Raw genomic sequence first — 26,101 nt, forward strand, 5'->3', positions numbered from 1 at the left:
CCGCTGAGAGGTCCGGGACGGACCACGGCAGCCGCTCGGACACGCGGGGGACACCGGACTGACCGGCGTCCCCCGCACGCGGGTCACGGCCCCGCTCCACACGCGAACCGCACGACGACGCACGGGAACGACGCGTGCTCTGAACGGAAGGACCGATCCGGTGCAACTCTCGCCCCGGGGCGCGAAGATGGGCGGCCTGTCGGGGATCCGCAGCATCATGGAGGACATCGCCCTCGCCGCCTCCACCTCCTCCGGCGGAACCTGGATGAATCTGAGCCCGGGCAACCCGGCGCACATCCCGGAGGTGACCGGCACCTGGCTCCGGCTGCAACAGGAGTCACTGTCGCGGCGCTTCGCGGAGGCGGGCGGCCGCTACGGCCCCTCACGCGGCTCCGACGGACTCGTCGACGCCATCGTGCGCTACTTCAACCGCCGCTACGGCTGGTCCATCACGGCCGAGAACGTCCTGGTCGGCGCCGGCTGCCAGATGCTGGCGTTCATGGCCACCACGATCTTCACCGGCCCCTGCCCGGGCGGTCCGCGGCGCCTGGTGCTGCCGTCCGTCCCGGACTACACCGGGTACCAGGGGCTCAGCCTGGACGAGGGCGGCATCGTCGGGGTCGCCCCCGGCGTGGAACTCCTGGAGGGCCGCTCCTTCCGCTACACCTTCGACCTCGACGCGGTGCGGCGGGAACCCTCCATGGGGATGATGCTGCTGTCCAGCCCGGGCAATCCCACCGGCCGCAGCATCCCAGCGGACGCCCTGGCCGGACTGATCCGGATCGCCGAGGAGCGCGACGTACCGCTGTTCCTGGACCACGCCTACGGCGATCCGTTCCCCTCGGTCGCCGAGGACCTCGCGGACCCGCCGCTGCACCCCCATGTCATCAACTGCTTCACCCTGTCCAAGGCGGGCCTGCCCGGCGAGCGGCTCGGCTTCGTGATCGGTCCCCGGCGGGCGATCGACGCCATGCTGTCCTTCACCGCCAACTCCTATCTGCATCCCCCGCAGTTGATCCAGGCGACGGTCGAACGGGCACTGGACACCGGTGTGCTCGACACCCTCACCCAGGAGGTGATCAAGCCGTACTACCGGCGCAAACGCCAGGTAGCCGAGAAGTTGCTGCACGAACTGCTGCCCGGCACTGTCGACTGGCGCCTGCACGCCACCGAGGGCGGGATGTTCTGCTGGCTGTGGATCGATCACGACTGGTTCGACGATCTCGCGATGTACGAGGAGCTCAAGCGCAGGAAGGTCTTCGTTGTGCCGGGCCGCCACTTCTTCGTGCCCCCGATCGACTCGCCGTTCCTGGCGCGGCACGCGACCCGCTGCGTGCGGCTGAGCCTGAGCCCGGACGAGTCGGTCGTCGCCGAGGGGATCCGCAGGTTCGCCGAGGCTCTGGAGGAGATGCGCGGTGCGCACTGAGACCGTCCGCAACGGTGGGGTCACCCTCGTCGTCGCCGTCTGCGGCGACGACGAGACGCCGACCGTGCTCTTCTCCAACGCCGTCGGGATGGAGAACGCGCTCCTGGCGGGCCTGGGCAGACAGTTCCGGGCGCACGGACTCAACCTGGTCACCTGGGAGTTGCGCGGCAGCCCCGGGACGGACGGCCCGAGCCGGGTGTCGCTGGACGACCACACCGCCGACGCGCTGGCGGTACTGGATGCGCTCGGCGTCACCCGCGCCCATGTCGCCGGCTGGTGCACCGGTGCCTCGATCGGCCTCTTCGTCGCCCACGCGTTGGGCGAGCAGGCGCTCTCCTTCACCTCGGTCGATGGTGCCCTGCTGTTCACCGGGCTCCCCGGCGCCCGGCTGGGCAACGCCGTTTTCGACATGTGCGCGAAGATCTCCGCGGACCACCACCGCGCCGGCTTCTACCACGATGCGGTACGGCCGAGGGGCAACGAGTCGGCCGTGCTCGGCCTCCCCGACGAGGAACTGGCGCGGATGGTCACGCGGCCCTACCGGCAGGACGCCGCGGCGCTGACCCGGTTCGCTCACGGCATCCACGCGGCGAACGACTACGATCCGGTCGCGGCCTGTGCCCGGCTGCGGATCCCGTCCCTGTTCGTCGCGCGCGAGGACGACGAGATGGTGAGCCACCTCCATACGCGGCGCGCCGCCGCCCTGACCGCGGGGGCGGAGCTGTCCGTGCTGCCGACCGGCGGCCACTACGCGCTGTTCACCGACCCGGCCGGGGTGGCCGGACGGACGGCCGCGTTCATGCACCGGGCGGGCCGGCGGGCCGGTGCCCCCGGGCGCTGACCCCGCCCGCGAGGCCCGCGCCCGCGTTCTTTGCCCGTCAGGTCCACGGCCGGGCGGGGCGGCGCCGCTTCGGCTTGGGCTCGAGAATCTCCACAGGGCGCCGCTGCAGGTGTTCGTAGACGAGCGAGGCGCTCAGGTCGGCCACCGACGGGAACTGCGCGATGCGGTCCAGTACGAAGTCCTCCAGGTGCTGTGGGTCCTGCACGGCCACCAGCACCTGGAAGTCGTCGCTTCCCGACACCACGAACACGTCCAGGACCTCGTCGAGGCCGAGCACGAACTCCCGGAAGGACTCGACGGCATGCCGGCTCTTCGGGTGGATCCGCACCGCGATCATCGCCTTCAGGCCACGGCCCAGCGCATCCAGGTTCACCTCGGCGCTGTACCCCAGGACCACCTCGCTCTGCTGCAGGTTCTTCACCCGTTCCAGGCACGTCGAGTCGGCGATGCCCAGGGTGCGCGCCAGCTCCCGGTTGGAGCGGCGCGCATTCTTCTGCAGTTCGAAGAGCAGGCCGCGATTGATCTCATCAAAATTCGGCATGACCGCGAATCTATCGCAGGAGTTTCGGGTGCAGTGGAGACTCATTGAAACAACTGCCAAGCTACGGGCTGTAACCGCCTGGAGTCACGGGCCTGCTCCGCCAGGTTCGGCACGGCTGCTCCCCACCAGCATCCACGACGGAGAAAGAGGACCATGAGCACGCAGCGCACCACGACTCCCTGGCTGCCCTTCGGCGCCGCCGAGCAGGCGGACGTCCGACTGCTGTGCCTGCCGCATTCGGGCGCGGGGGCTTCCGCGTACCGGGCCTGGGGCGCCGGGCTGCCGGACTGGATCGGGCTGTGCCCCGTCCAGCCGCCGGGCCGCGAGACCCGCAGGCGGGAGACCCCGCTGAGCGAGGTGGGCCCGTTGGTGACCGCGCTCGCCGAGGACGTCGCGGCCGTCGTCGAGGGGCCGTACGCCGTCCTGGGGCACAGCACCGGGGCGATCTGCGCGTTCGAACTGTGCCGACAACTGCGGCGCATGGGCGCGCCGGCGCCGGCGCACCTCTTCGTCGCCGGGCGCCGCGCCCCCCAGATCGGGGAGCACTCCTCCCGGCTGGAGGAACTGACCATCGAGCAACTGGCGGACATCCTGCGACACCACGGCGGCACCCCCGACTGGGTGCTGAACGACCCGAGCATGCTGCGCATGCTCCACCCGCTGCTCGCCGCGGACTTCACGGTCAGCGAGGCGTACCGGTACACGCCGGAACCACCTCTGGACATTCCCCTCACCGTCTTCGCCGCGACCGACGACCCGAGGGCCACCGTGGCTCATCTGGCCGCCTGGCAGGAGCAGACGACCGAGCGGTTCACCCTGCATCTGCTGGAGGGCGACCACTTCGCCATTCTCACGCATGCCTCCCGGGTGCACGGCGTCATCACCGAAACCCTGCGCGGCGACTGACGGCTCAATGTACGGCCGCCGGGCCGGCCACCGGATTCGAGAAGACGAACGAGCGTGATGCGACATGAAGACCAAACCCCTCGGAGCCTACGGCTGGCTCCTGTTCACCATGGTGCTGTGGGGCAGCGCCTTCCCCTCGTCGAAGTACGCGACGGAGCATGTCCCGCATGAGGTCGCGGCCCTGTTCCGGTTCGGCGGCGGCGCCCTCGTCCTGCTGCTGATCACCTTCTTCCGGCGACCGCAGCACAGTCCGCCGTTCAAGGCGGTGTTAGGCGCCTGCGTAGCGGGCATAGTGGGTGTCTTCGGCTACAACGCGCTGTTCTTCTGGGGAGTGACCATGGCCCCGGCGAGTGACGGCGGAGTGATCTTCCCCGCGCTCACCCCGGTCATCACCTCCCTCGTCCTGATCCTGGGCGGCCGCGAGTCGGCACGGCCCGTGCGCATCGCCGGACTGGTGGTCGGCGTCGGCGGCGCGGCACTGTTCTTCGTCGCCACCACCGCCGACGGCGTGGGCGGCTCCGACCGGCTGATGGGAGACACCGTTTTCCTCGTCGGTGCCGCCGTGTGGTCCGTCTACACCCTGCTCAACCGCAAACTGGTGGTCGGCATGGACCCGGTGCAGGCGGTGACGTACTCGACCGTCGCCGGCTCCCTCGCACTCGGGGTGATGGCCGTACCGGAGTTCGGCAATGTCCGGTGGGGCGAGCTGTCGGGCGGTTTCTGGCTCAACGCCGTCCATCTCGGGATCGGCCCGACCGCCGTCGCCTACCTGCTGTACGTCCGCGGCATACGGGACGTCGGCGCCTCCACCGCTTCGGTGATGATGTTCGCCGTCCCGCTGTTCAGCACCCTGTTCTCCTTCGCCTTCCTCGGGGAGTCCTTCACCTGGGCCCAGGGCGGCGCGGCCGTGGTCATGCTGGGCGGTGCCCTTCTCGCCGTGGTCAGCGGGCACCGGGCCGGGAAACCCTCCGTTCAGGAGGACGACCCGCCGCCCGCCGCCCGGGAGGAGGGCGCTGCGGAGCCGGTCGCCTCCGGGGCTCCGGGCGGTACCGTCGCCCCGCAGGTGCGGGACGCGGTGGTGCCGGAGGCCGGCACCCGCTGACGGACGGCGGCCGGCGCACCGGGCCGCCGGTGACGGACCGGGCAGGTGTACCCCGTTGGCCGTCCCCCGTCGCGACGGGGGACACCTGCCTCCGCCCGGCCCGCCGGGGCCGGCCGGGACGAGCCGGTGGCGCGTTCCGGTCCTCCCGGCAGCCCGCCTTCCACCCGCACACACCTGCGCGATTAATTCGTCCACACCCGGGGGTGTCCGAATTTGTCAGCCCCGGACCGTGGAATGCCGAAAATCGAACGTAACTGTTCCTGGACCGCGTCATCATCGCTTTGGAGGCATGAGGGCCCGTGTTGGAGTGTCGTGTCTTGGGTCTGCTTGAGGTGTGGTGCGGTCGGGACCGCCTGGGACTGACCGGGAGAAAGCGTCAGACGGTGCTCGGTGCGCTGCTCCTCGCCGACGGCGAACCCGTCTCCCTCAACCGCCTGATCGACATCGTGTGGGAGCACCGGGCGCCCGCCACCGCCGCCAAACAGATCCGCAACGTCGCGTCCGACCTGCGCGGGATCCATCCGGAGATCGCCGAACGGCTCACGCTCGTCGGGGACGGCTACCGCCTCGCGCCCGACGGCTGGCGCTTGGACGCCCGGACGTTCACCGAACAGGTCGCCCGCGCCCGCGAGCACCGGGACGAGGGACGCCTCAGCCAGGCCGTGGAGGAGTTCCGCGCCGCGCTCGGGCTGTGGCGCGGCCCCGCCCTGGCGGGTCTTGAGAGCCCGTCCCTGCGCGCCCAGACAGCCGTACTGGAGGAACTGCGGCTCGCCGCCATGGAGGAGCGGGCCGAACTGGAACTGGCCCAGGGCCGCCACGAGTCCGTCATCGGCGACCTGTCCTCCTGGGTCGCGGAGAACCCGCTGCGGGAGCGACTCGTCGCCCAGCTGATGCTGGCGCTCTACTGTTCCGGCACACAGGCGCGGGCGCTCACCGTCTACGAGGAGACGCGCCGGATCCTCCGGCGCGAACTGGGGGTCAGCCCCGGCGCGGAGCTCCAGGAACTGCACCACCGCATCCTGCGCAGCGAAGGCCGGCCGCCGGCCCGCCCCGCCCCCGCCTCCAACAACCTGCCGAGCGCCGCCGTGCACTTCACCGGACGGGCCCCCGAGATGCGCACGCTTTCCGAAGTGGCCCGCGGTTACGCCGACGGCGGGCGTCCGTCCTCCGCCGCCCCGGTGGTCGTGGCGATCGACGGCATGGCCGGTATCGGCAAGACGGCACTGGCGGTGCACGCCGCACACGAGTTCACCCCGCTGTACCCGGACGCGCAGCTCTTCGTCGACATGGGTGGCTGCGCCGCGGACGGTCGGCCGCTGGACCCCGCGACGGCCCTGGGCGCGCTGCTGACCGCCCTCGGATTCCCCCCGGGCGACATGCCGGAAGGGCCGGAGGAGCGCTCCGCCACCTGGCGCCGGGTCCTCGCCGGCCGACGCGCGCTGATCCTGCTGGACAATGTGGCCGACACCCAGCAGATCCTCCCGCTGCTGCCCGGGGCGCCCGGCTGCCTGACCGTCGTGACCAGCCGTACCCGGCTCACGGACCTCATTGCCACGTGTCACCTCACGCTCCGGGAGATGACCTCCGCGGAGGGCCGGGACCTGTTCGGCAGGATGGTCGGGACCCAGCGTGCGGCGGCGGAGCGCGAAGCCGTGGACACCGTCGTCGACGGATGTGGGCGGCTGCCGCTGGCGATCCGGTTGGCCGCGGTCAAACTGCGCCACCGCACCTCCTGGTCCATCGCCCACCTCGCCTCCCGTCTCGCCCGCCGACGGCAGCGGCTGGCGACCCTGGAGGCGGAGGACGGCGGGTTGGTCGAGGTGTTCCGCCAGTCCTACCTGGGGCTCAGCCGTGCCCAGCAGCACGTCTTCCGGCTGCTCGGGCAGATGCCGATCGACCGTATCGAGACCTGCACGGTCGCAGGGCTCGCGGGCATCTCCCCGGACCGGGCCGACGCCCTGCTCGAATCACTCGTCGACGCCCATCTGCTCGGCACCTCGGTCCCGGGGCGCTATGTGATCCACGAGCTGCTCCACGCGTACGCCGGTCAACTCGCGGCCGAGACGGCCGCGTCCGATCTCGGCAGAACACCACCGGTGCCCGCCCCGCAGTGGGGTGCACCCCGCCCGGCCGTCGTGCCCGCGCCGGCCGGGCGCGTCGCAAGCCTGTCGCGTCCCTGAGTCCGACGCGGCCCACCGCCGTCACCTGGCGAAGACATCCAACCGTCTCAACGCATTGGAGCCATCAGTGAGAAGCACCATCGTCCTGGTCATTCGTGACCCGGAATCCCCCGAGGCGAACCTCCGCAGCGAGGCCCTGGGGTCCTATTTGCGGCGACTGCGGATGATCGAGGGCGCGGACGCGGCGATCGCCACGACCGCCCCGGGGTCCGGCCGGGCCGTCACGCGACTCGCCGAAGCGGCCACGCTGGTCGGCGACGGCGACGAGGTGCGCTACGTTCCCTCCCGCGCCGCCCGCGACCGTGTCGCCGGAGACGGCGACGGAGGCTGGCCCCAGTCGACCGTGTCCCGGCACCGCAAGCTGATCCGCCGTTCCGTCGGCGCGATCTTCGAGTTCCCGCTCGAGGCCGACGCACACACCGACGGACCTGCCTCCCTGACCGCCTTCGTCACCGACTGGACGGGGCTGCCCAGCTCCTGCGCCGTCGCCGTCCACCCGGGACACCCTCTGAGCACCGGCCTCCCCCCGGGCGAACACGCCGCGTTCACCGGGCGGTTCTGCCGACACCCGCTCACCGGGGACCTCCTGCCCGTCTGGGTCGGCGACTGGGTCAAGCCCGAGTTCGGGACCGGAGCGGTCCTCCTCAACCCCGGGCACAACCTGCCCGACCTCGAGTTCAGCCGCAAGGTCGGCCTGCCTGTGCGGTTCTCGCTCGCGCCGAAGGACCACGACGGAGCCCCCGCCGACTGGGTCAAGCCGCCGTACATCAAGTCCGGTCACGCCTACCGGGTCGGCCCCGCCGCCGAGGGACTGCCCTTCGACCGGGCCAGGACCGTGTACTTCGCGGCCGTCGCGGAGCGGGGCCTGGTCGAGGAGTACACGGATTGCGGCATGGGCACCTTCCGCGTCGCCCTGGTCGGCTCCGACGACGGCGTCGAGGTGCCGTGGGACCGGCGCCGGCGCACGGTAGTGCGTGACGACGAGTCCGGTGAGCCGGTGTGCCTGGACCTGTCGCCGGTGCTGAACGCGGTCGAGGAGCACGTCCGGTCCGCCGAGCTGACGGTCGTCACCCCCTCCACCCGGGTCGAGGACGACCTGCTGGCACTGCGTCTGCTGCTGGCCGAGCCCGACCTCACGCCCGTGGTGAAGACCGCCCCCGAGGTCGTCGTGGTGGGCAACGCCCAGCTGGCCAAGGGCACCAGCGCCGACACCCCGGAGGAGGTGCTGCGTCTCGCGCTGCTCGTCAACGCCGCTCCGCTCGACACGCTGTCCGTCAAGCCGCAGCACATCGAGCCGTGCGAGCGGTTCCTGGCGGCCCATGCGGCCATCACCGAACGCGAGCCGGTCGCGGGGCGGGAGCGCTCCGGCGAGGTGTCCAAGACCGCCGGACAGATCAAGACCCTGCTGGGCCGGCAGGACCTCAAGCAGGCCTTCACCCAGCTGTACCGGCTGCAGAAGAGTCTGGCCAAGGCCGAGAGCGTCGGAGACGCGGACGCGGTGTGCTATGCGGCGCTCGCCCATGTGCTCGCCGGGGTGGAGACGCCGTTCGACCAGGCGGCGCTGAACAGCGCCTGGGCGAGCATCTGACCGGTCCGCCGACGTCGGGGCGGGCACCCTCCACACGGGAGGGGGTGCCCGCCCCGGTGCCGCGCGTGCCGTGTGCGCATCCGGTCAGGCGGCCGGGCCCACCAGCTGCCGCACGCCGTCCCAGTAGCGCTCCACCAGGTCCAGGAACTCGAAGGCGCCCGCCTCGAACTCCTGCCGGGCGCCGGCCGAGCCGACGTAGGGGGCGATCGCGTTGAAGACGGAGTTGCTGTGCCCCACCTCGACGTCGATGTGCAGCTGCCAGAAGTGGCGCGTCTCCTCGTCGTACCCCTGGTTGCGCAGACCGTCGTTGACCTTGGAGACCATGATGGAGGACATGGTCTCGTCGGCGTAGAGCGCGCCGAGCGCCGTGTAGATCGACGACTCCGTGTACAGGCGGCGGATACCGTCGTTCAGCTGCCGGGTGACCTCCAGCGGCTCGTACCGGTCGAGATGCTCGCGGTCGATGCCCAGCCGGGCGAGGAAGTCGGCGAAGAGCGTGGAGTGAGTCGGGTCCGAACCGACCTCGTCGGCCACGTTGAGGATGATCTCGCGCAGGATCATCTCGTCCCGGGTCTTCGTCGCCATCCCCGTGATGTAGAAGGGCAGATGGCGGAAGAAGTAGTGGCACTCGCTGTAGAACAGGCGCTCCTGCCGCGGGTCGAACGGGGTGGTGCGGTAGGCGTTCAGGAGCGGGTGCTCCACGGCACGGTGCTCGGTGATGCGGACGAGCAACCCGTCGAGGTAGGCCTTGACCGACGGGTTCGCCACGGCGATACGTCGGCGGACCCCGGTCTCGACGTTGTCGAAGTGGTCCCACACGGCGGTGCCGGGGCGCAGGGCGTTCGTTTCGGTCATGTCGTTTCTCCTGGTTCGTGGTGGTCGACGGGTCGTCACTCCTTGACGGAGCTCGCCGCGGAGACGCCGGGGTCGTCCCACCAGCGGTCGTCCGCGACGATGTCGCGGCCCAGGTCACGCGCCCCCGCCCATGTCATGTTGAGGATGATCCGGATGGCGTCCTCGCGCAGCGGGACGGTGCGGTGCAGCGTGGTGTCGGTGCGCAGGAAGTACACGTCGCCGGAGGCGAAGTGATAGGTGTGGACGGGGTTGTCCACGAGGTACCGGTTGATCCGCGGTGACGACTTGTCCCATGAGGTGTGCGGGACGCACTGCAGCAGGCCGCCGACGTCGAGCGGCGGCGCCTGGACCACCCAGATCAGGGCGAAGCTGAAGTCACCCCAGTGCCAGCCGTGGGTGTCGCCGCGCTGTTCCTGACGGGTGATCAGGAAGTTCTCGTCGCTCTTGGGGCACGGGTGCATCTGCTCGCCCGCGATCTCCTCCAGGGCCTGCACCAGATCCGGGTGGGAGTAGAGGTCCGTGATCGGACCGCTGCCGTCCCGGATCACCTCACTCGGCACGACGGACATCGAGCGGCGGGTGAAGCCGGTGGTGGCGAGCCGCAGGTCCCGGCGTTCGGCGTGGGAGCCGAGCAGGCGGTCCGTCTCCGTCCGGACCCGCCGGCGGGTCGCCTCGCCGATCAGGTCCGTGACGGTGACCACGCCGTACCGATGGAAGTGTTCGGCCATCCGGCGAAGCCGGAGGCTGTCCGGACGGATCAGGACGTCGTCGAGTTGCTGCGCGCTGTTGCCCATGCTGCTCTCCGTTCTCGCGGATACGGTCGCCCGCCGTGGTCGACGGGTGGAGAATCGACTGCTTTCCTCCCGGGCGGTGCGGGCTCACGTCGAGTCGGCCGCGGAGGCGGGCTCCACGTGTGGCCGCCCATGGCGGTGAGGGTGTACGTCGAGCCGGTCGCCGCGGAGAAGGGGGAGGGCTCGCGGGCAGCGGAAGCGCGCTCCCGGGTGTCGCGGTCGCGCAGGTCAGCGGATGCCGTGCCACGATCGACTCGACGTCGGCCCGGTTCGTGCCCAGCCGCCACCGCACCGGCTCCGTCACCTCGACCGCGCAGGTGTCGACGACGGCCTGGGCGCAGCCTCCTCGGAGGGGACGTCGCTTGACGTCCAACCGGTGGCAGATCTTCTGCTTCGCCTCGTGCGGCTCGCCCTCGCCCGGGTCGACGGTGAGTGCGCGGACGTCGGTCGCCCCGGTCTCCTTCAGCCGGTACAGGAGACAGATGCTGTCCGGGCCACCGCTGGACATCGTCACCAAGGGGGCGGTGATGTCCGTGCCGCCCGTGGCGATCTCGCGGGACGACTCGATCGGGGACGTGCGTATTGCCCGGGTCCTCTCGTGTTCCGGGGGTGCGCACCGTCAGACCGCCCTCATCATGTCGGCCGGTGCACGCCCGGTGGCCAGGGCGGCGATGGCGTCCCCGGTCTCCTCGGTCGAACGGACCGTCGCCCTGGCCGTCGTCCGCTCGGCGAGGTCCGCGGCGACCGCGTTCTCGACCCGTGCCGCCTCGTCGTCGAAGCCGAGGTGCCGCAGGAGCAGCGCCACGGACAGGCAGGTGGCGGTCGGGTCGGCCCGGCCGGTGCCGGCGATGTCCGGCGCGGAACCGTGCACCGGCTCGAACATCGAGGGGAAGTCCCGTGCCGGATTGATGTTGCCCGAGGCGGCGAGACCGATACCGCCGCTCACGGCGGCGGCCAGGTCCGTGAGGATGTCACCGAAGAGGTTGTCGGTGACGATCACGTCAAAACGCTCGGGTTGAGTCACGAGGAAGATCGTGGCCGCGTCGACGTGCAGGTATTCGGTGGTGACCTCGGGGTACTCCTCGCCCACCCGGGCGAAGACACCTGTCCACAGCCGTCCCGCGTGCACCAGCACGTTGTTCTTGTGCACCAGCGTCAGCTTCTGCCGCGGGCGATTCCGTGCCCGCTCGAACGCGTCCCGGACCACCCGCTCGACGCCGTACGCCGTGTTGACGCTGACCTCGGTGGCGATCTCGTGCGGCGTACCGGTGCGTAGGCTGCCGCCGTTGCCCGTGTAGGGACCCTCGGTGCCCTCCCTGACGACGACGAAGTCGATCTGTGGGTTCCCGGCCAGTGGGCCGTCGGCCCCCGTGCGGAGTCTGCTCGGGCGTAGGTTGACGTGGTGGTCGAAGGCGAACCGCAGCTTCAGCAGCAGGCCGCGCTCCAGCACGCCGCTGGGGACCGACGGGTGCCCGATGGCACCGAGCAGGAGGGCGTCGTGCCGCTTCAGGGAGACGAGCTCCGCGTCCGGGAGCGTCTCTTTGGTGCGGTGCCAGCGATCCGCTCCGAGGTCGTACTCCGTGGTCCTCAGCTCGACCTCGGGCGGCAGTACGGCCCTGAGTACCTTGAGCCCCTCGGCCACCACCTCGGGACCGATGCCGTCGCCGGGGATCACGGCGAGGTCGATGGCGCGGGAGGCGGCGAAGGACGGTGTGCGCGGCTTGTACGACGGGCGTTTCGCCTCGTACGCGGCGATGTCCGCCTCGTGCTGCAGCGTGAGGGAGATGTCGTCGAGCCCGTTCAGCAGCCGCCAGCGGGAGTTCTCGTCGAGCTCGAAGGCGGCGGTGATGTTCCCGGCGCGCACCTCGCGGGCCCGCAGGTCGACGGTGATCTCGGCGGTGGGGTCGGCCTCCGTCAGCTCCCACAGCGCGTCCACGGTCTGCTGGTCGAGGACCACGGTGAGCAGGCCGTTCTTCAGCGAGTTGCCGCGGAAGATGTCGGCGAAGCGGGCGGAGATCACGGTTTTGAAGCCGTAGTTCTGCAGGGCCCAGACGGCGTGTTCGCGGGAGGAGCCGGTGCCGAAGTCGGGGCCGGCGACCAGCACGGTGGCGCCCCGGCGCTCGGGGCGGTTGAGGACGAATGCGGGGTCCTTGCGCCAGGCCTCGAACAGCCCGTCCTCGAAGCCGTCCCGGGTCACCTTCTTGAGCCAGTGGGCGGGGATGATCTGGTCGGTGTCGACGTTGCCGCGGCGCAGCGGGACGGCCCGGCCGGTGTGGGTGGTGAAGGCTTCCATGACTGATCAGACTCCAGCGGGCGCGGGGGTGTCGGCGGCGAGGTCGGAGGGGGAGGCCAGGTGGCCGAGGACCGCGGTGGCGGCGGCCACCTGGGGGGAGACCAGGTGGGTGCGGCCGCCCTTGCCCTGCCGGCCCTCGAAGTTGCGGTTGGAGGTGGAGGCGGAGCGCTCACCGGGGGCGAGCCGGTCGGGGTTCATGCCCAGGCACATCGAGCAGCCCGCGTGCCGCCACTCGGCGCCTGCCTCCTTGAAGACCACGTCCAGGCCCTCGGAGACGGCCTGCAGGCCCACCCGGGCGGAGCCGGGGACGACCAGCATCCGTACGCCGTCGGCGACTTTGCGGCCCCTGACGATGTCGGCGACGGCGCGCAGGTCCTCGATCCGGCCGTTGGTGCAGGAGCCTACGAAGACGGTGTCCACGCCGATGGAGCGCAGCGGCTGGCCGGCTGTCAACCCCATGTATTCCAGGGCCTTTTCGGCGGCCAGGCGCTCCGAGGCGTCTTCGTAGGAGGCGGGGTCGGGCACGGCGGCGGACAGCGGCGCGCCCTGGCCGGGGTTGGTGCCCCAGGTGACGAACGGCGACAGTTCGGCGGCGTCGATGACGACCTCGGCGTCGAACTCGGCGTCCTGGTCGGTGCGCAGCGTCTTCCAGTGGGCCACGGCCGCGTCCCAGTCCTCGCCCCGGGGGGCGTGCGGGCGGCCCTTGAGGTAGGCGAACGTGGTCTCGTCGGGGGCGATCATGCCCGCGCGGGCGCCGGCCTCGATCGACATGTTGCAGATGGTCATCCGGGCCTCCATCGAGAGCTTCTCGATGGCCTCGCCGCGGTACTCCAGGATGTAGCCCTGGCCGCCGCCGGTGCCGATCCTGGCGATGACCGCCAGGATCAGGTCCTTGGCGGTGACCTCGTCGGGCAGTTCGCCCTGGACGGTGATCGCCATGGTCTTGGGGCGGGTCATCGGCAGGGTCTGGGTGGCCAGCACGTGCTCGACCTGGGAGGTGCCGATGCCGAAGGCCAGGCCGCCGAACGCGCCGTGCGTGGAGGTGTGCGAGTCGCCGCAGACCACGGTCATGCCGGGCTGGGTCAGCCCCAGCTGCGGCCCCACCACGTGCACCACGCCCTGCTCCACGTCGCCCAGCGAGTGCAGCCGGACACCGAAGTCCGCGCAGTTCGCCCGCAGCGTCTCCAGCTGGACGCGGGAGACCGGGTCGGCGATGGGCTTGTCGATGTCCAGGGTCGGGGTGTTGTGGTCCTCGGTCGCGATGGTCAGATCGAGCCGGCGCACCCCGCGGCCGCTCTTGCGCAGGCCGTCGAAGGCCTGCGGGCTGGTCACCTCGTGCAGCAGGTGCAGATCGATGAAGAGGAGGTCGGGCTCGCCCTCGGCGCGCCGGACGACATGGTCGTCCCAGACCTTCTCCGCGAGTGTCCTACCCATCGCATTCCCTCCGGCGGGACGGTCCCCGAAATTCGGATTCCGAGAGATTTCCTTTGCCCGTCAAAATTAGGCGGTGGCGTCCCTGGAACGTCCTTGCCGAGTCCCCACTTCGTCCTCGTCGGTGGCGGTGCGCACGGCCGCGCCCATTTCTCTCTCGTGTCGGTCCGAGAAACGGTGTGAGGATCCACGGCATACAGGCCGCACAACTCGTCGAAGCACTGGAGACCGAGGGTTCACCGCCGCTCCCGGCCGCACTCGGGACAGGGTGGGAAACGGCGGCGCCGAGCTGTCCGGGAGCGGGTTCGTGACCTTGTGCGACATCAGGGGCATGTCCATCGGTGGGGCCGATGGACATGCCCGGAAGGGAAACACGCAGCCGTGCCCGCTCCGCGATCACCGGGTCCGGGACGACGAGACGCTCACCGGTCGGCACGGTCGTCCGTGTTCGCCGCTGTGCGGCGACAAACCCGCCGTACTGTTCGTGGAAGCCGGGGGAGGGCGGTATGGGACGATGCGGCTGAGTTCCGGCGCTCCCGTACGGTCCGCGCCGTCACCGGAATCCGGGATTGTCGGATCAGTGGGCCGGTGGACCGGTTTTGCCGTGCACTGTGGACCAGGGAGCAGTGCACCGGGAAAGGGCGCGGGGGAAAGGGATGATTAATTGATGGAATTGTGGTGCGGCGGATCGCCGGTTTTCTGAGACGCGTCGGCGACGGGCAGGAAAAAACGGAGGTGTTCCCTTGCGGAACTCGTAAGGGAACACGCTCCGAGGTGCTGCCGGGCGGGCTTTCCTCAGTGTGCCTCGTCCGGTGAGGTGACCAGTGGGCGGTGGTCGTCCCGGTCCCGCTCCACCGGCTCGCTCCGGCGGGGCGCCGGTGCCGTTCGGCGGTGGAACCGGTCCAGCAGCGGACCCGTCATCACGGTGGTCGCGATGGCCATCATGACCATCGCGGTGAACAGCTGGCCGTCCAGGACGCCGAGCCCCAGGCCGACGTTCAGGATGACCAACTCCGTCAGGCCACGGGCGTTCATCAGTACGCCCAGCACGATGGCGTCCTGCCGGTTCGCGCCCGTCAGACCGGCCGCGCTCGCCGCGCCGAGGAACTTCCCCGCGCATGCCACGACGAGCACCGCCAGCAGGATGAGCACCCCGTGCCCGCCCAGCCCGCCGAGGTCCACGGACAGGCCCGTGACCACGAAGAACACCGGCAGCAACAGCAGGCTGGCCTGCTCGATGCGTTCAGGGACCTCGGGTGCGACGGCGTTCACCTCGGCCCGGGGCGCCACGGCTCCGAAGGCGAACGCCCCGAACACCGCGTGCAGTCCCATGGCCTCGGTCACCCAGGCGCTCAGCAGCAGGCCCACGACCAGGACGGCATGGGCGACCAAGGCGCCGGACCACGGGCGCGCCGGGGACAGGGCCCAGGCCAGGGCCGGCCGGACGAGCCAGACCAGCGCGACCAGCAGCGCCGCACAGGCGAGGGACATCCGCACCAGGGGCCAGGGGCCGGTGCTGCCGGCGAGCGCGACGACCACCGCGAGGACGATCCAGGCGAGGACGTCCTGGATCGCCGCGCAGGCCACCGAGATGACACCCACCCGGTCTTTTTGCAGGCCGCGTTCGCCGATGATCCGGGCGAGCACCGGGAACGCGGTGATGGACATCGCCGCCCCGAGGAACAGGGCCGGCACGAGTACGCCATCCGTCTTCATCTGCGCACGGTCGAACCACGGCGCCAGCAGTACGGCCAGCCCGGCGCCCAGGGCGAACGGCAGGACGACGGAGGTCAGTGACACGGCGGTGACCTGCGCTCCGTGGCGGCGCAGCCGGGCGGCGTCGAACTCGTAGCCGACCCCGAACATGAAGAGGACCAGCCCCAGTTGGGACAGGACCTGCAGATAGGGCCTGACGTCCGTGGGGAAGACCACGTCGACCAGCTCGCCCGGCAGCAGACCCAGCACACTGGGTCCGAGGACGACCCCGGCGACGATCTCACCGACGACAGCCGGCTGCCGCAGACGCTGGGCGAGTCTGGCGAAGACGGACGCGGCGGCGACGATCAGCGCCAGCGCGCACAGCAGACCCGCCGTGGCTCCGGGCGCGGGCCCGGCGGCAATGGTGTGTGATCCCAAGACTCCGACTCTCCCATTCGAGGGGGCAAGAAGAACGACGGCTGCGACGGGGCGGCGCGGCGGGCCGACCCGCACCGGAGCCGGCCAGGGGCGGGCCGGCCCCGCCCCCGCCTCGGCTAGCGCGCGCCTGAACCGGCCGACGGCGTGCCGGCCAGGAGTCGGCCCGCCAGTGCCTTGCGGTCGACCTTCCCGTTGGGGTTCAGCGGGAAGGCGTCGAGCGGGACGAGCTGCTGCGGCACCATGTTCCGCGGGAGGGCGTCGAGCAGATCACGCCGCAGGGCCCGCTCGTCGAACCGGTCGCTCGCCGGGATCACCAGACCGACCAGACGGGTGTCCTGCCCCGAGCCCACCGGAACGACGACCACGTCGCGGACGCCCTGGTGACGGCGCACGGCGTGCTCGACGTCGCCGAGGTCGATGCGCATGCCGCGGACCTTCACCTGGTGGTCCAGCCGCCCCACCACGACGAGTTCGCCCGACGGTGTGGTGTAGCCCTGGTCACCGGTGCGGTAGAGCTGTACGTCGTCACCGTCCCGGCGCACGGTGACGAACCGGGCCGCAGCCTCCGGACCGGCGTTGAGGTAACCGGCCCCGACACTGATCCCGGAGACGCAGATCTCCCCGACCTCGCCGTCCGGCACCTCCCGGAGGTCGTCGTCCAGGATGTGGATCTCCGTGTTGTAGACCGGGGGCCCTGCGGGCAGCGGCCCCTCGGCGTAGGAGCCGTAGTCCACCATGCGGTGCGAGGAGGCGACGTCCGTGCACTCGGCCACGCCGTACTGGTGCAGCAGAAGGCACTGGTTGCCCTCGCGGGTGGCCCACTCCGCGACACGTGCGGCGGACATGGGCTCGCCGCCGATGAAGACGTGGCGCAGCCCGGACAGTACCTCGGTGCCCTGGGCCATCTCCCGTTCCACCAGCAGGTACAGGGTGCTCGGGGCGCAGTGCAGGGTGCGCACCCCCAGCTCGCCGACGAGCCGGTGGGCGAGGCTCACATCGAAACTCCGGCTGGGCAGCAGGTGCAGGGGCGCACCGGTGAACAGTGGGGTCATCAGGCTGCGCTGGCTGATGTCGAACCCGAAGGAGCTGACCAGCAGATTGCCCGACTCGTGGTCCAGGCCGTATTCGAGGGTGAGCCAGTTGAGCAGGTTGTACCAGCCTTCGTGGCGCACCGCGGTGGCCTTGGGCGTTCCCGTGGAGCCCGAGGTGAAGACCACGTAGCACAGGTCCTCGGGGTCGATCCGCACGGCCGGATCCGTCTCGGAGAAGTCCGCGAGGCCGAGTGCCGGGTCACCGATGTCGACGATCGTGCCGGCGGCCCCGGCCACCAGCGTGAGCGTGTCGGCGCCGGCCACCACCACGTTCATCCGGGGAAGCTGGGAGACCATCAGCCGCAGGCGCTCGGGCGGATAGGACGGATCCAGAGGCACATAGGCCGCCCCGGCCTTCAGCACGCCCAGGACGGTGGCCACGAGATCGCTCGATCGGTCGACGCACACCCCGACCACCGAGCCGCGCGCGGCCCCGATCGAGGCCAGGTAGTGGGCCACCCGGTTGGCCCGTGCGTTGAGTTCGCCGTACGTCAGACGCTCCACACCGCAGGTGAGGGCCGGCCGCTCCGGATGGCGGGCGGCGTGCGACTCGAAGACGCGGTGTGCGAGGCGCTCTTTTGGCAACAGGACCTTGGTGCCTGCCAGAACCATGTGATGTTCCTTGTCGGATCGAAGACTGCGGGTCGTCCCGGTCCACCGGGGCACAGGTCAGCGGCGGTGCTCGCCCTTGCCTTGCCCGTCCTCGCCGCGCACGCGGTTGACGCCGTTGAGGAGGGCGGAGACGGCGGCCGTCGTGGGATCGGGGTGCAGGCCCGCCGCGTGCACGGTCTCGCCGGCGTACGTGAGGTGCGCGTACACGGCGGTGCGCTGGTCGGGCGTCTGCTGCGTGGTCCGTTCGTGCAGGGTCACCTCGTGGCCGTCGGCCCGGAGCGCCGCGACGGTCGCGGTGACGGTGTCGTCGCCGGTGCCGGTGAGGTGGATCTCCTCACCGTCCGGTCCGACGAGGAAGAGCTGGAGCGTGGTGCCGTCGGGGCTGTCGTACTTCGCCGCCTCCTTCAGCAGCAGCCAGGGTCGCGGTTCCAGGTAGAGGTCGCTGAAGGCCTCCCACAGCCGGCGGGAGGTCAGCTCGGTGCCGGTGCGCTCGGTGATGGCCTGGACGGCGCGGGCGAACTCGATCCGCATCGGGCGGGGCAGGTCCAAGCCGTAGTGCGTCTTGAGCACCTGGGCGACACCGCCCTTGCCGGACTGGCTGTTGACGCGGACCACGGACTCGTACGTCCGGCCGACGTCCTTTGGGTCGATGGGCAGGTAGGGCACCTGCCAGGGGAGCCGGCCGGGGCCGGTACCACCGGCCCCGGCCTGGTCGTCCAGGGCGGCCAGCCCCTTGCCGATGGCGTCCTGGTGGGTCCCGGAGAACGCGGTGTACACCAGGTCGCCGGCGTACGGGTGCCGATCGTGGACGGGCATCTGGTTGCACTCTTCGACGGTGCGGCGCACGCTGTCGATGTCGGAGAAGTCCAGCTGCGGTTCGACGCCGTGGCTGAACAGGTTCAGCGCGAGCGTGGCCAGGCAGACGTTGCCGGTCCGCTCGCCGTTGCCGAACAGGGTGCCCTCGACGCGGTCGGCCCCGGCCATCAGGGCGAGTTCCGCGGAGGCCACCGCCGTGCCGCGGTCGTTGTGCGGGTGAACGGAGAGGATCACCGATGCGCGGCGGTCGAGGTTGCGGGACATCCACTCGACCTGGTCGGCGAAGACGTTCGGGGTGTCCGTCTCGACGGTGGTCGGCAGGTTCAGGGTGACCGGGCGGTCCGGGGCGGCGTCCCAGGTGGCGATGACGGCGTTGGACACCTCCAGCGCGTACTCCGGCTCGGTGACGTTGAACGTCTCCGGGGAGAACTCGTAGCGCATCGCGGCGCCCGGCATCGCGTCGGCCAGTCGGGCCACCTGGCGTGCGGCGTCGAGCGTGTAGCCCTTCAGTTCCGCCGGCGACAGACGGAAGACCACGTCGCGCCACAGGCACGCGGTGGCAAGACAGAGGTGCACCACCGCTCGCCGGGCCCCACGCAGGGCCTCGAAGGTCCGCTCGATCAGTTCCGGGCGGGCCGGGGTGAACACCACGATCGTCACGTCGTCGGGTACCCGGTCCTGGCGGATCAGGTCCCGCACGAAGTCGAACTCCGCCTCGCTGGCCGCCGGGTAGCCGACCTCGATCTCCTTGAACCCCAACTCGACGAGCAGGTCGAACATCTTGTTCTTGCGCGTGGCGTCCATCGGGTTGGCCAGTGCCTGGTTGCCGTCCCGCAGGTCCACCGACGCCCACAGGGGAGCGTGCCGGAGCGCCTTCGCCGGCCACGTCCGGTCCGCCAGCCCTCCGGGGACCCGTTCCGCCGCCCGGCCGTACCGCTCGATCGGCATCCCCGAGCCGCGCTGTGTGTTCCACCACGGCTGCCCCGCCGTGGTTCCGTCACCCGTACCCCTCGTTGCCACCCTGGCCATACGCGATCAGCCTCCCTGAGCATTCCCTGGCTCGAAAACCAACCCGTTGACCGTCACCCCCCGCGTCCTCATTGCGTCCTCGAACCATCCTTATCCCGTTCCTCACAGCGCACTCGCAGAAAGAGCAGGGGTGCGGCAGAAGGCGCCGGCCGGGCCGACGGGACAACTGAGAGGTGCCGTCGGAGCGCATGGCGGGCAGGACACCGCCGAACCCCGCGAATCGGCCATCCTTGTAAATCCGGCACTGCTGGTCACACTTCGGATGTTTGCAGTGGCGGTGTTGCCTCGAGGCCCCGCAACCTGCACCATCTCACGTAGTGAAAAGACTCTTACGGGGTTTCCTCGGTGAAAGGTAGGCTCGCCGGGGCAATTTCCGAGCAGTGTTCATCGACTGTTTCTCACTGGCCTGACGGCTGCGGGGGTGTGTAAATGGAGTTGCGTATCTTAGGACCGTTGGAAGTACACGTCGGCAGTGAACGATTATCCGTCTCGGGCGCCAAGCGCCAGGCGATACTCGGTGCCCTCCTGCTGGCCGACGGGGCGCCGGTCCCGATCGACCGTCTGATCGACACCGTATGGGAGGCGGAGGCCCCTGCGACGGCCGTCAAGCAGATCCGCAACGCCACCTCCGACCTGCGCCGCCTCCATCCCCGGCTGGCTGAGAACCTGCGGCTCGCGGGGGGCGGGTACCAACTGGTGACGGACGGCTGCCAGGTGGATGCAGCAACGTTTCTGCGGCGGGCTGTCGAGGCCCGGAAGCTGCTGGCGGCAGGGCGTGCCGAAGAGGCGCTGGAGGGGATGAGGTCCGCCCTGGCCCTGTGGCGCGGACCCGTCCTGGAAGGACTCGACCGGCCCGTGCTGCGGGCCCAGATCGCGGCGCTCGACGAGCTGCGGCTGGTGACCATGGAGCAACGCGTCGAATGGGAGCTGGCGGCGGGGAACCACCAGTTGCTGCTCGGTGAACTCTCCACCTGGGTGGCCGAGCATCCGCTGCGGGAACGGCTGGTGGCGCAGTTCATGCTCGCGTTGCACCGCTCCGGCGCGCAGGCCAGTGCTCTCACGCTTTTCGAACGAACCCGCAAAACCCTCAAGGAGGAACTCGGGGTAAGCCCCGGGATGGACATGCAGGAGGCCCATCGTCAAATTCTGCAGGGAATTCAGCCGGCTTCCCTCAATCAAAGCATGCGACTGGGTCGTAATAATCTCCCGCCGCGCGCCGTGCATTTCATCGGACGTGCCCGGGAACAACGGGTCATCCATGAAGCGGGCCGGGTGTCCCAGACAAAGGGGCAGCCTCCCCGGTCGGCACCGGTGGTCATCGCGATCGACGGAATGGCAGGGATAGGGAAAACCACGCTCGCTCTGCAGGCCGCGCACCAGCTGACGCCCAGCTATCCCGACGCGCAGCTGTTCATCGACATGCAGGCTTACGCCGTGACCGACCGCCCCCGTGATCCGGGCACCGCTCTGGGCGTCCTGCTGTCCGGGCTGGGAGTGCCGCCGGAGCGTGTTCCCCGCCGTGTGGACGAACGGGGCGCCCTGTGGCGCCGACTGCTCGCCGACCGCCGGGTGCTGATCGTCCTGGACAACGTGACCGACACCCACCGGACCCTGCCCCTGCTGCCGACCTCTCCCGGCTGCCTCACCGTGGTGACCAGCCGCAACCGGTTGACGAACCTCATGGCGACCTGCCACCTGACGCTGCAGGAGATGTCCCAGTCCGAAGGGCGGACGCTCTTCGGCAAGATCGTCGGGGACGACCGGCCGCGCCGGGAACCGGCGGCCGTCGAGCACATCGTCGACCTCTGCGGCGGCCTGCCCCTGGCGATCCGGCTCGCCGCCGCCAAGCTCCGCCACCGCCCCGGCTGGTCGGCCTCGCACCTGGCCTTGCGGCTCGGCGCGGGCCAGCAGTGGGTGACCACCCTGGAGGCGGAAGGGGGCAGTGTCGCCGAGGTGTTCCGCCAGTCGTACGAGGGGCTCGGCACCGCACAGCAGGACGTCTTCCGTCTGCTCGGTCAGGTGCCGGCCGACCGGATCGATGCACGCACCGTCGCCGCCCGCTCAGGTCTTCCGGTCGCCCATGCCGAGCGGCTTCTCGAATCCCTCGTCGACGCACATCTGTTGAGCGCCTCCGGGCTCGCGCGTTACGGCATTCACGAATTGGTCCATTCCTTTGCCGCCCAACTCGCGGGTACGGCAGCCGAGACGTCCCCGGAACCCGCCGAGGAGTGCCTCGTCGCCGTTTCCCCGGGGAAGGGCGAATTCCGGTATCCCCGGGTTCCGGATCACGACGGCGGCGTCTGACGCACGCCGCGCCGTTGCGCCGTTCGTCGATCTCAGGCGAGACCTTTGGCGGGAGCTTCCGAACCGAGACCTTTGGCGGGAGCTTCCGAACAAACACCTGCAAATAAAAGCTGCGGATCAGAACCTTCGGAACAGAACCCTTGAAGGACGACGCGCGGGCACGCTCCAGGCACGGCCGGGCCTCACCCGAGGTGCCACGAGGATCGGTCGAGGACGGACCGAGGACGGCGGCGGTCAGGATGAAGTCGTGGTCCTGGACCAGTGCCGGTTTCCGTCCGATCGGTGCGGCGAGCCGCCGGGTGTGCCTCATGGGGCACGAACGAGAGGAAGCATGTGAGCACACAGCATCTTGCCGAGACGGACACCGGCCGATCGGCGGTCCTGCCCCTGGTACCCGGGGTCGTGGACGGCCTCATCACCGCGGTGACCGACACCGACGACAGCGTCTCCCTGCGGATCGGGGTCAAGACCCCCGGCATGGGCCAGGTGGGCTGCGACCGGATCGAGGTGCTGCTCGGCGCCGAGGAGAAGGAGGTCCTCGCCCGCATCCTGCTGTCCTCGAACGGACCGGCCGGCACCGTCCACCATGTCCCGTTCATCCGCTGCTCGGTCGGTGTCGGGGCGCGGATCCGCTCCGACGACTGAGACCGGCCGCCCGCCGCCGGTGTCGACCCGAGCCATGCCGCTCACTCCTGAAAGGGCTTGAGATGGAGACCCTGGAGACCGTGCTGACCAGGCGCAGCGTCAGCCGTCTCAGCGAACCTGCCCCCGACGACGGACAACTGCTCACCCTCGTGAAAGCCGCCATGACCGCACCGGACCACGGCAGGCTGCTGCCGTGGCGCCTGGTCACCCTGCGCGGCGAGGAGCGTGTCGAGCTGGGCATACGGCTCGCCGCGTGCTCGGCGGACGATCCCTGTGTCCGGGAGCGGGCCGCCGCCAAGCCGCTGCGCGCCCCCCTGCTCATCGCCATCGTCTTCGCCCCGGTCGCCCATCGCACGATCCCGCGCTGGGAGCAGATGGCGTCCACGGCGGCCGCGATCCAGACCCTGTCCCTGCTGCTGCACGACCGGGGCTACGCCTCCATCTGGCGCACCGGCCCCGCCACCCACGACCACAGAGTCCGCGCCCTGCACGGGCTCCGCCCCGACGAGCAACTGCTGGGCTGGCTGTACACCGGCACGGCCGTGGGCGCCCCGCCGCCACGGCGGCTGCCCGACCCCAGGGCGCGGATCCGCACGCTCACGCAGCTGGCGGCCCCTCACGCGAAGGCGGAAGCCTGCTGCTGACCACCTCGGTGTGCGACGCCCGCCCGGCGGCGCCCCGTTGAGACCCGGTGCCCGGCTCGGTCACGCGAGCGGCGAGCACCGCACCGAGTTCGTGCCCGGCCCGACGGCGCGGGGGACCGCCGGTCCCCGCTCAGGCGCCGTACGGCCCGATCACGAGCAAACACGCCCAAGGAAACCAGAGAGGAGGGATCAGCCATGAAGGTCACCCGCGTGTACGAGGAAGGCCTCGTCAAGGAGTGGCACGGCAACGTCATCTGACGTCGGCCCCGCTCATACAGGCCGTGGCGGGGGCGCGTGCTCCCGCCACGGCACCACCCTGCCCCCAGAACAGGAGTCCCACGATGCGGCAACCCAGGATCAAGGAGTTCCTCCGGGTCCACCAGGTGGAGGGAGACCCGCACCTGTACATCGGGATCGGTCCCGAGAAGGTGCAGATCGCCGATCCCACCGACGAGATGATCTCCTTCACGCTCGCCCTCGACGGCACGCTCACCCGCGACGAACTCCGCGCGCGCTTCCCGGAGACCGACGACTGGCTGGCGGCTCTCGACGCCCAGGGCGTGCTGGACGACGCGGTGGCCACACCCGTGCTCGCCCCCGAGGACCTGCGCCGCTGGAGCCGCCAGATCAACCACCTCAGGCTCTACGACCGGGAGGGCTGGGACGGTTACGAGGGCATGCGCCGGCTGCGCGAGGCCCGCGTGGTGGTCATCGGGACCGGGGCGGGCGGCACGACCCTGCTGCGCCTGCTGAACGCCGCCGGGATCGGCACCCTGGAGGCGGTGGACTTCGACACCTTCGCGGAGGAGAACCTGCCCACGCACCCGACCTTCGACGAGCAGGACGTCGGCGTCCTCAAGCTGGAGGCGCTCAAGCACCACCTCACCCTGCAGAACTCGCGCTCCCGGTTCATCCCCCACCACACGCGCATCGAGTCCGCCGACGACATCGTCAAACTCGTCGACGGTGCCGACTTCTTCTTCAACGCCTACGACCGTCCCCGCAACCAGGCGATCCGCTGGTCGAACGAGGCGAGCCTGCGCACGGGAGTGCCGTTCGGACAGATCGGCATCACCGACAAGGGCGCCCGGGTCGGCCCCACCATGCTTCCCGGCCGGACGCCGTGCATGGAGTGCGTCGGCATCCGCGATCTGGACATCCTGCGTGCGGAGAAGTCCGGCAGCCTCACCGGCACCCTGGTGGCCATGGTGGCGGGCATCGCGGTCAACGAGGTGATCGGCCTGGTGTCCGGGGCCAAGTCGACCTCGCGCACCGCAGGCAGGAGCCTGTACGTCAACACCGAGACGCTCACGTTCGATTTCACCGAGTTCTCCTTCCGCCCCGACTGCCCCTGCCAGAAGGGCCGGCCGCCACGGTGACGACCGCTGAACGCTCCCGGGAGCCGGACCCGGACGAGGCGGACCGCGCCGGGGTCGTCCCGCTCGCCCGCTCCTGGCTGCCCACCGCCCTCGGCTCCTCCATGCTCGCCTGGGAGATCCCGCTGGTTGTGGCGATCGTCGGACGCATGTCCGGCGGCGCGTCGGCGATGGCGGCGCTGGGCGCCGGGCTGGCGGTGCTGTTCGTGGTCAACTCCCCGGCGCTCGCACTGGCCCCGGTGGTCGTCACCGAGGTCGCCCATCACGGCTCGCGCGCCCTGCTGCGGCGCGCCCTGGCCACCGGAGGACTCGGCTGCGTCCTGCTGGCGGCGCCGGCGCTGCTGCCCGGGCTCTCGACCGGGTTCCCCGCGCTCCTGGGACTGCCGGAGGAGGTGCGGAACGACTTCCGGATCTGTCTGCTGTCGTTCGTGTCCGCGCCGCTCGCCGTGGCGGTGCGCCGCTTCCTGCACGGCCGGCTGATCGCCGACGACACCACCCGGCCCATCGCGGTGGCCACCGTGGTCCGCATCGGCGCCACCGTGGTTGCCGGCCTCGGTCTGTGGCGGGCGGGGGTGGCGGCCGGCGCCACCGGCGGACTCGCCCTGTCCGTGGGAGCCTGGGCGGAGAGCGCCTGTCTGGCGCTGTCCGCGCGGTGGCTGGAGCCGGTGCCGGCGCCGAGGACACCGGGACGCGGGATGCTGCTGCAGCATGCGCGCATCACCTCCAGCGTGCTGCTCAACATGAGCCCCGCACTGGTGACCACCGTCGTGATCGCCCGGTCGGAACAGGCCGCCGACTCCCTGGTCGTGTGGCCTGCCCTGTACGGGCTGGTGTCCCTGGGCACCGTGCCGCTGTCCGACCTGGACTCGGTCGGCGCCGCGTTCCTGAAGCGGGCGGGCGCTCCGGCCGTGCTCACGCGGTTCACCGTCCTGCTCGCCGGGGTGCTGCTCGCGCTGTCCCTGCTGATCGTGCTGACCCCACTGGCGCGCCTGTACATCGCCGGGTTCAGCAACGTCCCGGCCGGACCGGCGGACCTCGGACTGAGCTGGATGGCCGTACTCGTGGCCGCCCCGCCGCTGTGGGCGGTGCGCGGCCGACTGCGCGCCGTGGCGATCGCCGGGGGAGCCAGCCGCGCGCTGCCCCGGGCGGCGGCCGCCCACCTCACGACCTTCCTGGTGTTCGGCCTCCTGCTGCCGTTCACCACCCTGCCCGGTGTGGCCGGAGCGGGCCTGGCCCTGGTCGGCGCGTTGACCATCGAGACGCTGAGCCTGCGGGCGATGACCAGCGGCACGGCCCGTCTGCCCGCGCCGGCCGGACCCGGACGGGAGGCCCCGGGCTGAGCACCGGTCTCAGCGCTGCTCCGCCGGATCCGCCTCCGGGGCGCGGGCCGTGGCGTCCAGGGCGGCGACCAGGGACTGGAGGCGGTGCGGGGCATAGCGCACACCGGGCAGGAGCGCCGACAGCCGGTCGGCGCGGTGCCGTCCCGGTCGCGCA

At 70.8% G+C, this 26,101-nt stretch carries 19 protein-coding genes and 1 pseudogene; 11 read left to right on the forward strand and 9 right to left on the reverse strand.

Translation table 11 applies throughout. The features are described 5' to 3' along the window. Positions 1 to 160 precede the first annotated feature (160 nt). On the forward strand, positions 161 to 1,426 hold the full coding sequence (locus ACVW19_RS28330; protein ID WP_457462882.1) for an aminotransferase class I/II-fold pyridoxal phosphate-dependent enzyme: 1,266 nt from the start codon (positions 161 to 163) through the stop codon (positions 1,424 to 1,426). Next, on the forward strand, positions 1,416 to 2,267 hold the full coding sequence (locus ACVW19_RS28335; RefSeq protein WP_457462884.1) for an alpha/beta fold hydrolase: 852 nt from the start codon (positions 1,416 to 1,418) through the stop codon (positions 2,265 to 2,267). The genes ACVW19_RS28330 and ACVW19_RS28335 overlap by 11 nt, the downstream gene beginning before the upstream one ends. 37 nt (positions 2,268 to 2,304) lie before the next feature. On the opposite strand, the gene ACVW19_RS28340 is transcribed toward ACVW19_RS28335, so the two are convergent. Beyond that, on the reverse strand, positions 2,305 to 2,808 hold the full coding sequence (locus ACVW19_RS28340; RefSeq protein WP_457462885.1) for an Lrp/AsnC family transcriptional regulator: 504 nt from the start codon (positions 2,806 to 2,808) through the stop codon (positions 2,305 to 2,307). Positions 2,809 to 2,961: 153 nt separating this feature from the next. Between ACVW19_RS28340 and ACVW19_RS28345 the strand changes: the two genes are divergently transcribed. From ACVW19_RS28345 to ACVW19_RS28360, 4 genes are all read left to right on the forward strand, one after another. Next, positions 2,962 to 3,714, forward strand: a complete 753-nt coding sequence (locus ACVW19_RS28345; protein WP_457462887.1) for a thioesterase II family protein — start codon at positions 2,962 to 2,964, stop codon at positions 3,712 to 3,714. Positions 3,715 to 3,778: 64 nt separating this feature from the next. Beyond that, positions 3,779 to 4,816, forward strand: a complete 1,038-nt coding sequence (locus ACVW19_RS28350) for a DMT family transporter (RefSeq protein WP_457462889.1) — start codon at positions 3,779 to 3,781, stop codon at positions 4,814 to 4,816. A gap of 383 nt (positions 4,817 to 5,199) precedes the next feature. Continuing rightward, a complete protein-coding gene (locus tag ACVW19_RS28355; RefSeq protein ID WP_457462890.1) occupies positions 5,200 to 6,996 on the forward strand; it encodes a BTAD domain-containing putative transcriptional regulator in 1,797 nt (598 codons plus the stop codon). A 67-nt stretch (positions 6,997 to 7,063) separates the two neighbouring features. Then, entirely contained in the window at positions 7,064 to 8,584 is a 1,521-nt protein-coding gene (locus tag ACVW19_RS28360) for a hypothetical protein (protein ID WP_457462892.1), read from the forward strand. Between the two features lie 84 nt (positions 8,585 to 8,668). Here ACVW19_RS28360 and besC read toward each other — a convergent pair whose 3' ends face one another. From besC to ACVW19_RS28400, 8 genes and pseudogenes are all read right to left on the reverse strand, one after another. Then, the gene (gene besC, locus ACVW19_RS28365) at positions 8,669 to 9,439 is read right to left on the reverse strand and encodes a 4-chloro-allylglycine synthase BesC (RefSeq protein ID WP_457462893.1); all 771 of its coding nucleotides are present in this window, start codon (positions 9,437 to 9,439) and stop codon (positions 8,669 to 8,671) included. 35 nt (positions 9,440 to 9,474) lie between these two features. Next, positions 9,475 to 10,233, reverse strand: coding sequence for a HalD/BesD family halogenase (locus ACVW19_RS28370; protein ID WP_457462895.1), 759 nt, complete (start codon positions 10,231 to 10,233; stop codon positions 9,475 to 9,477). A gap of 616 nt (positions 10,234 to 10,849) precedes the next feature. Beyond that, on the reverse strand, positions 10,850 to 11,917 hold the full coding sequence (locus tag ACVW19_RS28375) for a 3-isopropylmalate dehydrogenase (protein ID WP_457464817.1): 1,068 nt from the start codon (positions 11,915 to 11,917) through the stop codon (positions 10,850 to 10,852). Between the two features lie 24 nt (positions 11,918 to 11,941). Continuing rightward, a pseudogene (gene leuD, locus ACVW19_RS28380) lies at positions 11,942 to 12,523 on the reverse strand (3-isopropylmalate dehydratase small subunit); the annotation flags it as partial. A 6-nt stretch (positions 12,524 to 12,529) separates the two neighbouring features. Continuing rightward, positions 12,530 to 13,957, reverse strand: a complete 1,428-nt coding sequence (gene leuC, locus ACVW19_RS28385; protein WP_457461654.1) for a 3-isopropylmalate dehydratase large subunit — start codon at positions 13,955 to 13,957, stop codon at positions 12,530 to 12,532. Positions 13,958 to 14,749: 792 nt separating this feature from the next. Continuing rightward, positions 14,750 to 16,090, reverse strand: a complete 1,341-nt coding sequence (locus tag ACVW19_RS28390; RefSeq protein ID WP_457462897.1) for a cation:proton antiporter — start codon at positions 16,088 to 16,090, stop codon at positions 14,750 to 14,752. A gap of 116 nt (positions 16,091 to 16,206) precedes the next feature. Next, positions 16,207 to 17,793 (reverse strand): amino acid adenylation domain-containing protein, encoded by a 1,587-nt coding sequence (locus ACVW19_RS28395; protein WP_457462898.1) that lies wholly within the window; start codon positions 17,791 to 17,793, stop codon positions 16,207 to 16,209. Between the two features lie 57 nt (positions 17,794 to 17,850). Further along, on the reverse strand, positions 17,851 to 19,638 hold the full coding sequence (locus ACVW19_RS28400) for a 2-isopropylmalate synthase (RefSeq protein WP_457462899.1): 1,788 nt from the start codon (positions 19,636 to 19,638) through the stop codon (positions 17,851 to 17,853). A gap of 453 nt (positions 19,639 to 20,091) precedes the next feature. Here ACVW19_RS28400 and ACVW19_RS28405 point away from each other — a divergent pair, with 453 nt between their 5' ends. From ACVW19_RS28405 to ACVW19_RS28425, 5 genes are all read left to right on the forward strand, one after another. Then, positions 20,092 to 21,942, forward strand: coding sequence for a BTAD domain-containing putative transcriptional regulator (locus ACVW19_RS28405; protein ID WP_457462901.1), 1,851 nt, complete (start codon positions 20,092 to 20,094; stop codon positions 21,940 to 21,942). Between the two features lie 333 nt (positions 21,943 to 22,275). After that, positions 22,276 to 22,587, forward strand: coding sequence for a hypothetical protein (locus ACVW19_RS28410; protein ID WP_457462903.1), 312 nt, complete (start codon positions 22,276 to 22,278; stop codon positions 22,585 to 22,587). Between the two features lie 62 nt (positions 22,588 to 22,649). Beyond that, positions 22,650 to 23,231: a nitroreductase family protein gene (locus ACVW19_RS28415; RefSeq protein WP_457462905.1), complete on the forward strand. Its 582-nt coding sequence runs from the start codon at positions 22,650 to 22,652 to the stop codon at positions 23,229 to 23,231. A 341-nt stretch (positions 23,232 to 23,572) separates the two neighbouring features. After that, complete coding sequence (locus ACVW19_RS28420) at positions 23,573 to 24,610, forward strand: HesA/MoeB/ThiF family protein (RefSeq protein WP_457462907.1); 1,038 nt, start codon at positions 23,573 to 23,575, stop codon at positions 24,608 to 24,610. Then, a complete protein-coding gene (locus ACVW19_RS28425) occupies positions 24,607 to 25,947 on the forward strand; it encodes a hypothetical protein (protein WP_457462909.1) in 1,341 nt (446 codons plus the stop codon). The genes ACVW19_RS28420 and ACVW19_RS28425 overlap by 4 nt, the downstream gene beginning before the upstream one ends. Positions 25,948 to 26,101: the final 154 nt, after the last annotated feature.

Source organism: Streptomyces sp. TE5632, from assembly GCF_054061295.1.

Coding starts and splice junctions, on each gene's coding strand:
- ACVW19_RS28400 (WP_457462899.1), bottom strand. CDS start 19,638: ATGGCCAGGGTGGCAACGAGGGGTACGGGTGACGGAACCACGGCGGGG.
- besC (WP_457462893.1), bottom strand. CDS start 9,439: ATGACCGAAACGAACGCCCTGCGCCCCGGCACCGCCGTGTGGGACCAC.
- ACVW19_RS28370 (WP_457462895.1), bottom strand. CDS start 10,233: ATGGGCAACAGCGCGCAGCAACTCGACGACGTCCTGATCCGTCCGGAC.
- ACVW19_RS28395 (WP_457462898.1), bottom strand. CDS start 17,793: ATGGTTCTGGCAGGCACCAAGGTCCTGTTGCCAAAAGAGCGCCTCGCA.
- ACVW19_RS28415 (WP_457462905.1), top strand. CDS start 22,650: ATGGAGACCCTGGAGACCGTGCTGACCAGGCGCAGCGTCAGCCGTCTC.
- leuC (WP_457461654.1), bottom strand. CDS start 13,957: ATGGGTAGGACACTCGCGGAGAAGGTCTGGGACGACCATGTCGTCCGG.
- ACVW19_RS28420 (WP_457462907.1), top strand. CDS start 23,573: ATGCGGCAACCCAGGATCAAGGAGTTCCTCCGGGTCCACCAGGTGGAG.
- ACVW19_RS28340 (WP_457462885.1), bottom strand. CDS start 2,808: ATGCCGAATTTTGATGAGATCAATCGCGGCCTGCTCTTCGAACTGCAG.
- ACVW19_RS28345 (WP_457462887.1), top strand. CDS start 2,962: ATGAGCACGCAGCGCACCACGACTCCCTGGCTGCCCTTCGGCGCCGCC.
- ACVW19_RS28350 (WP_457462889.1), top strand. CDS start 3,779: ATGAAGACCAAACCCCTCGGAGCCTACGGCTGGCTCCTGTTCACCATG.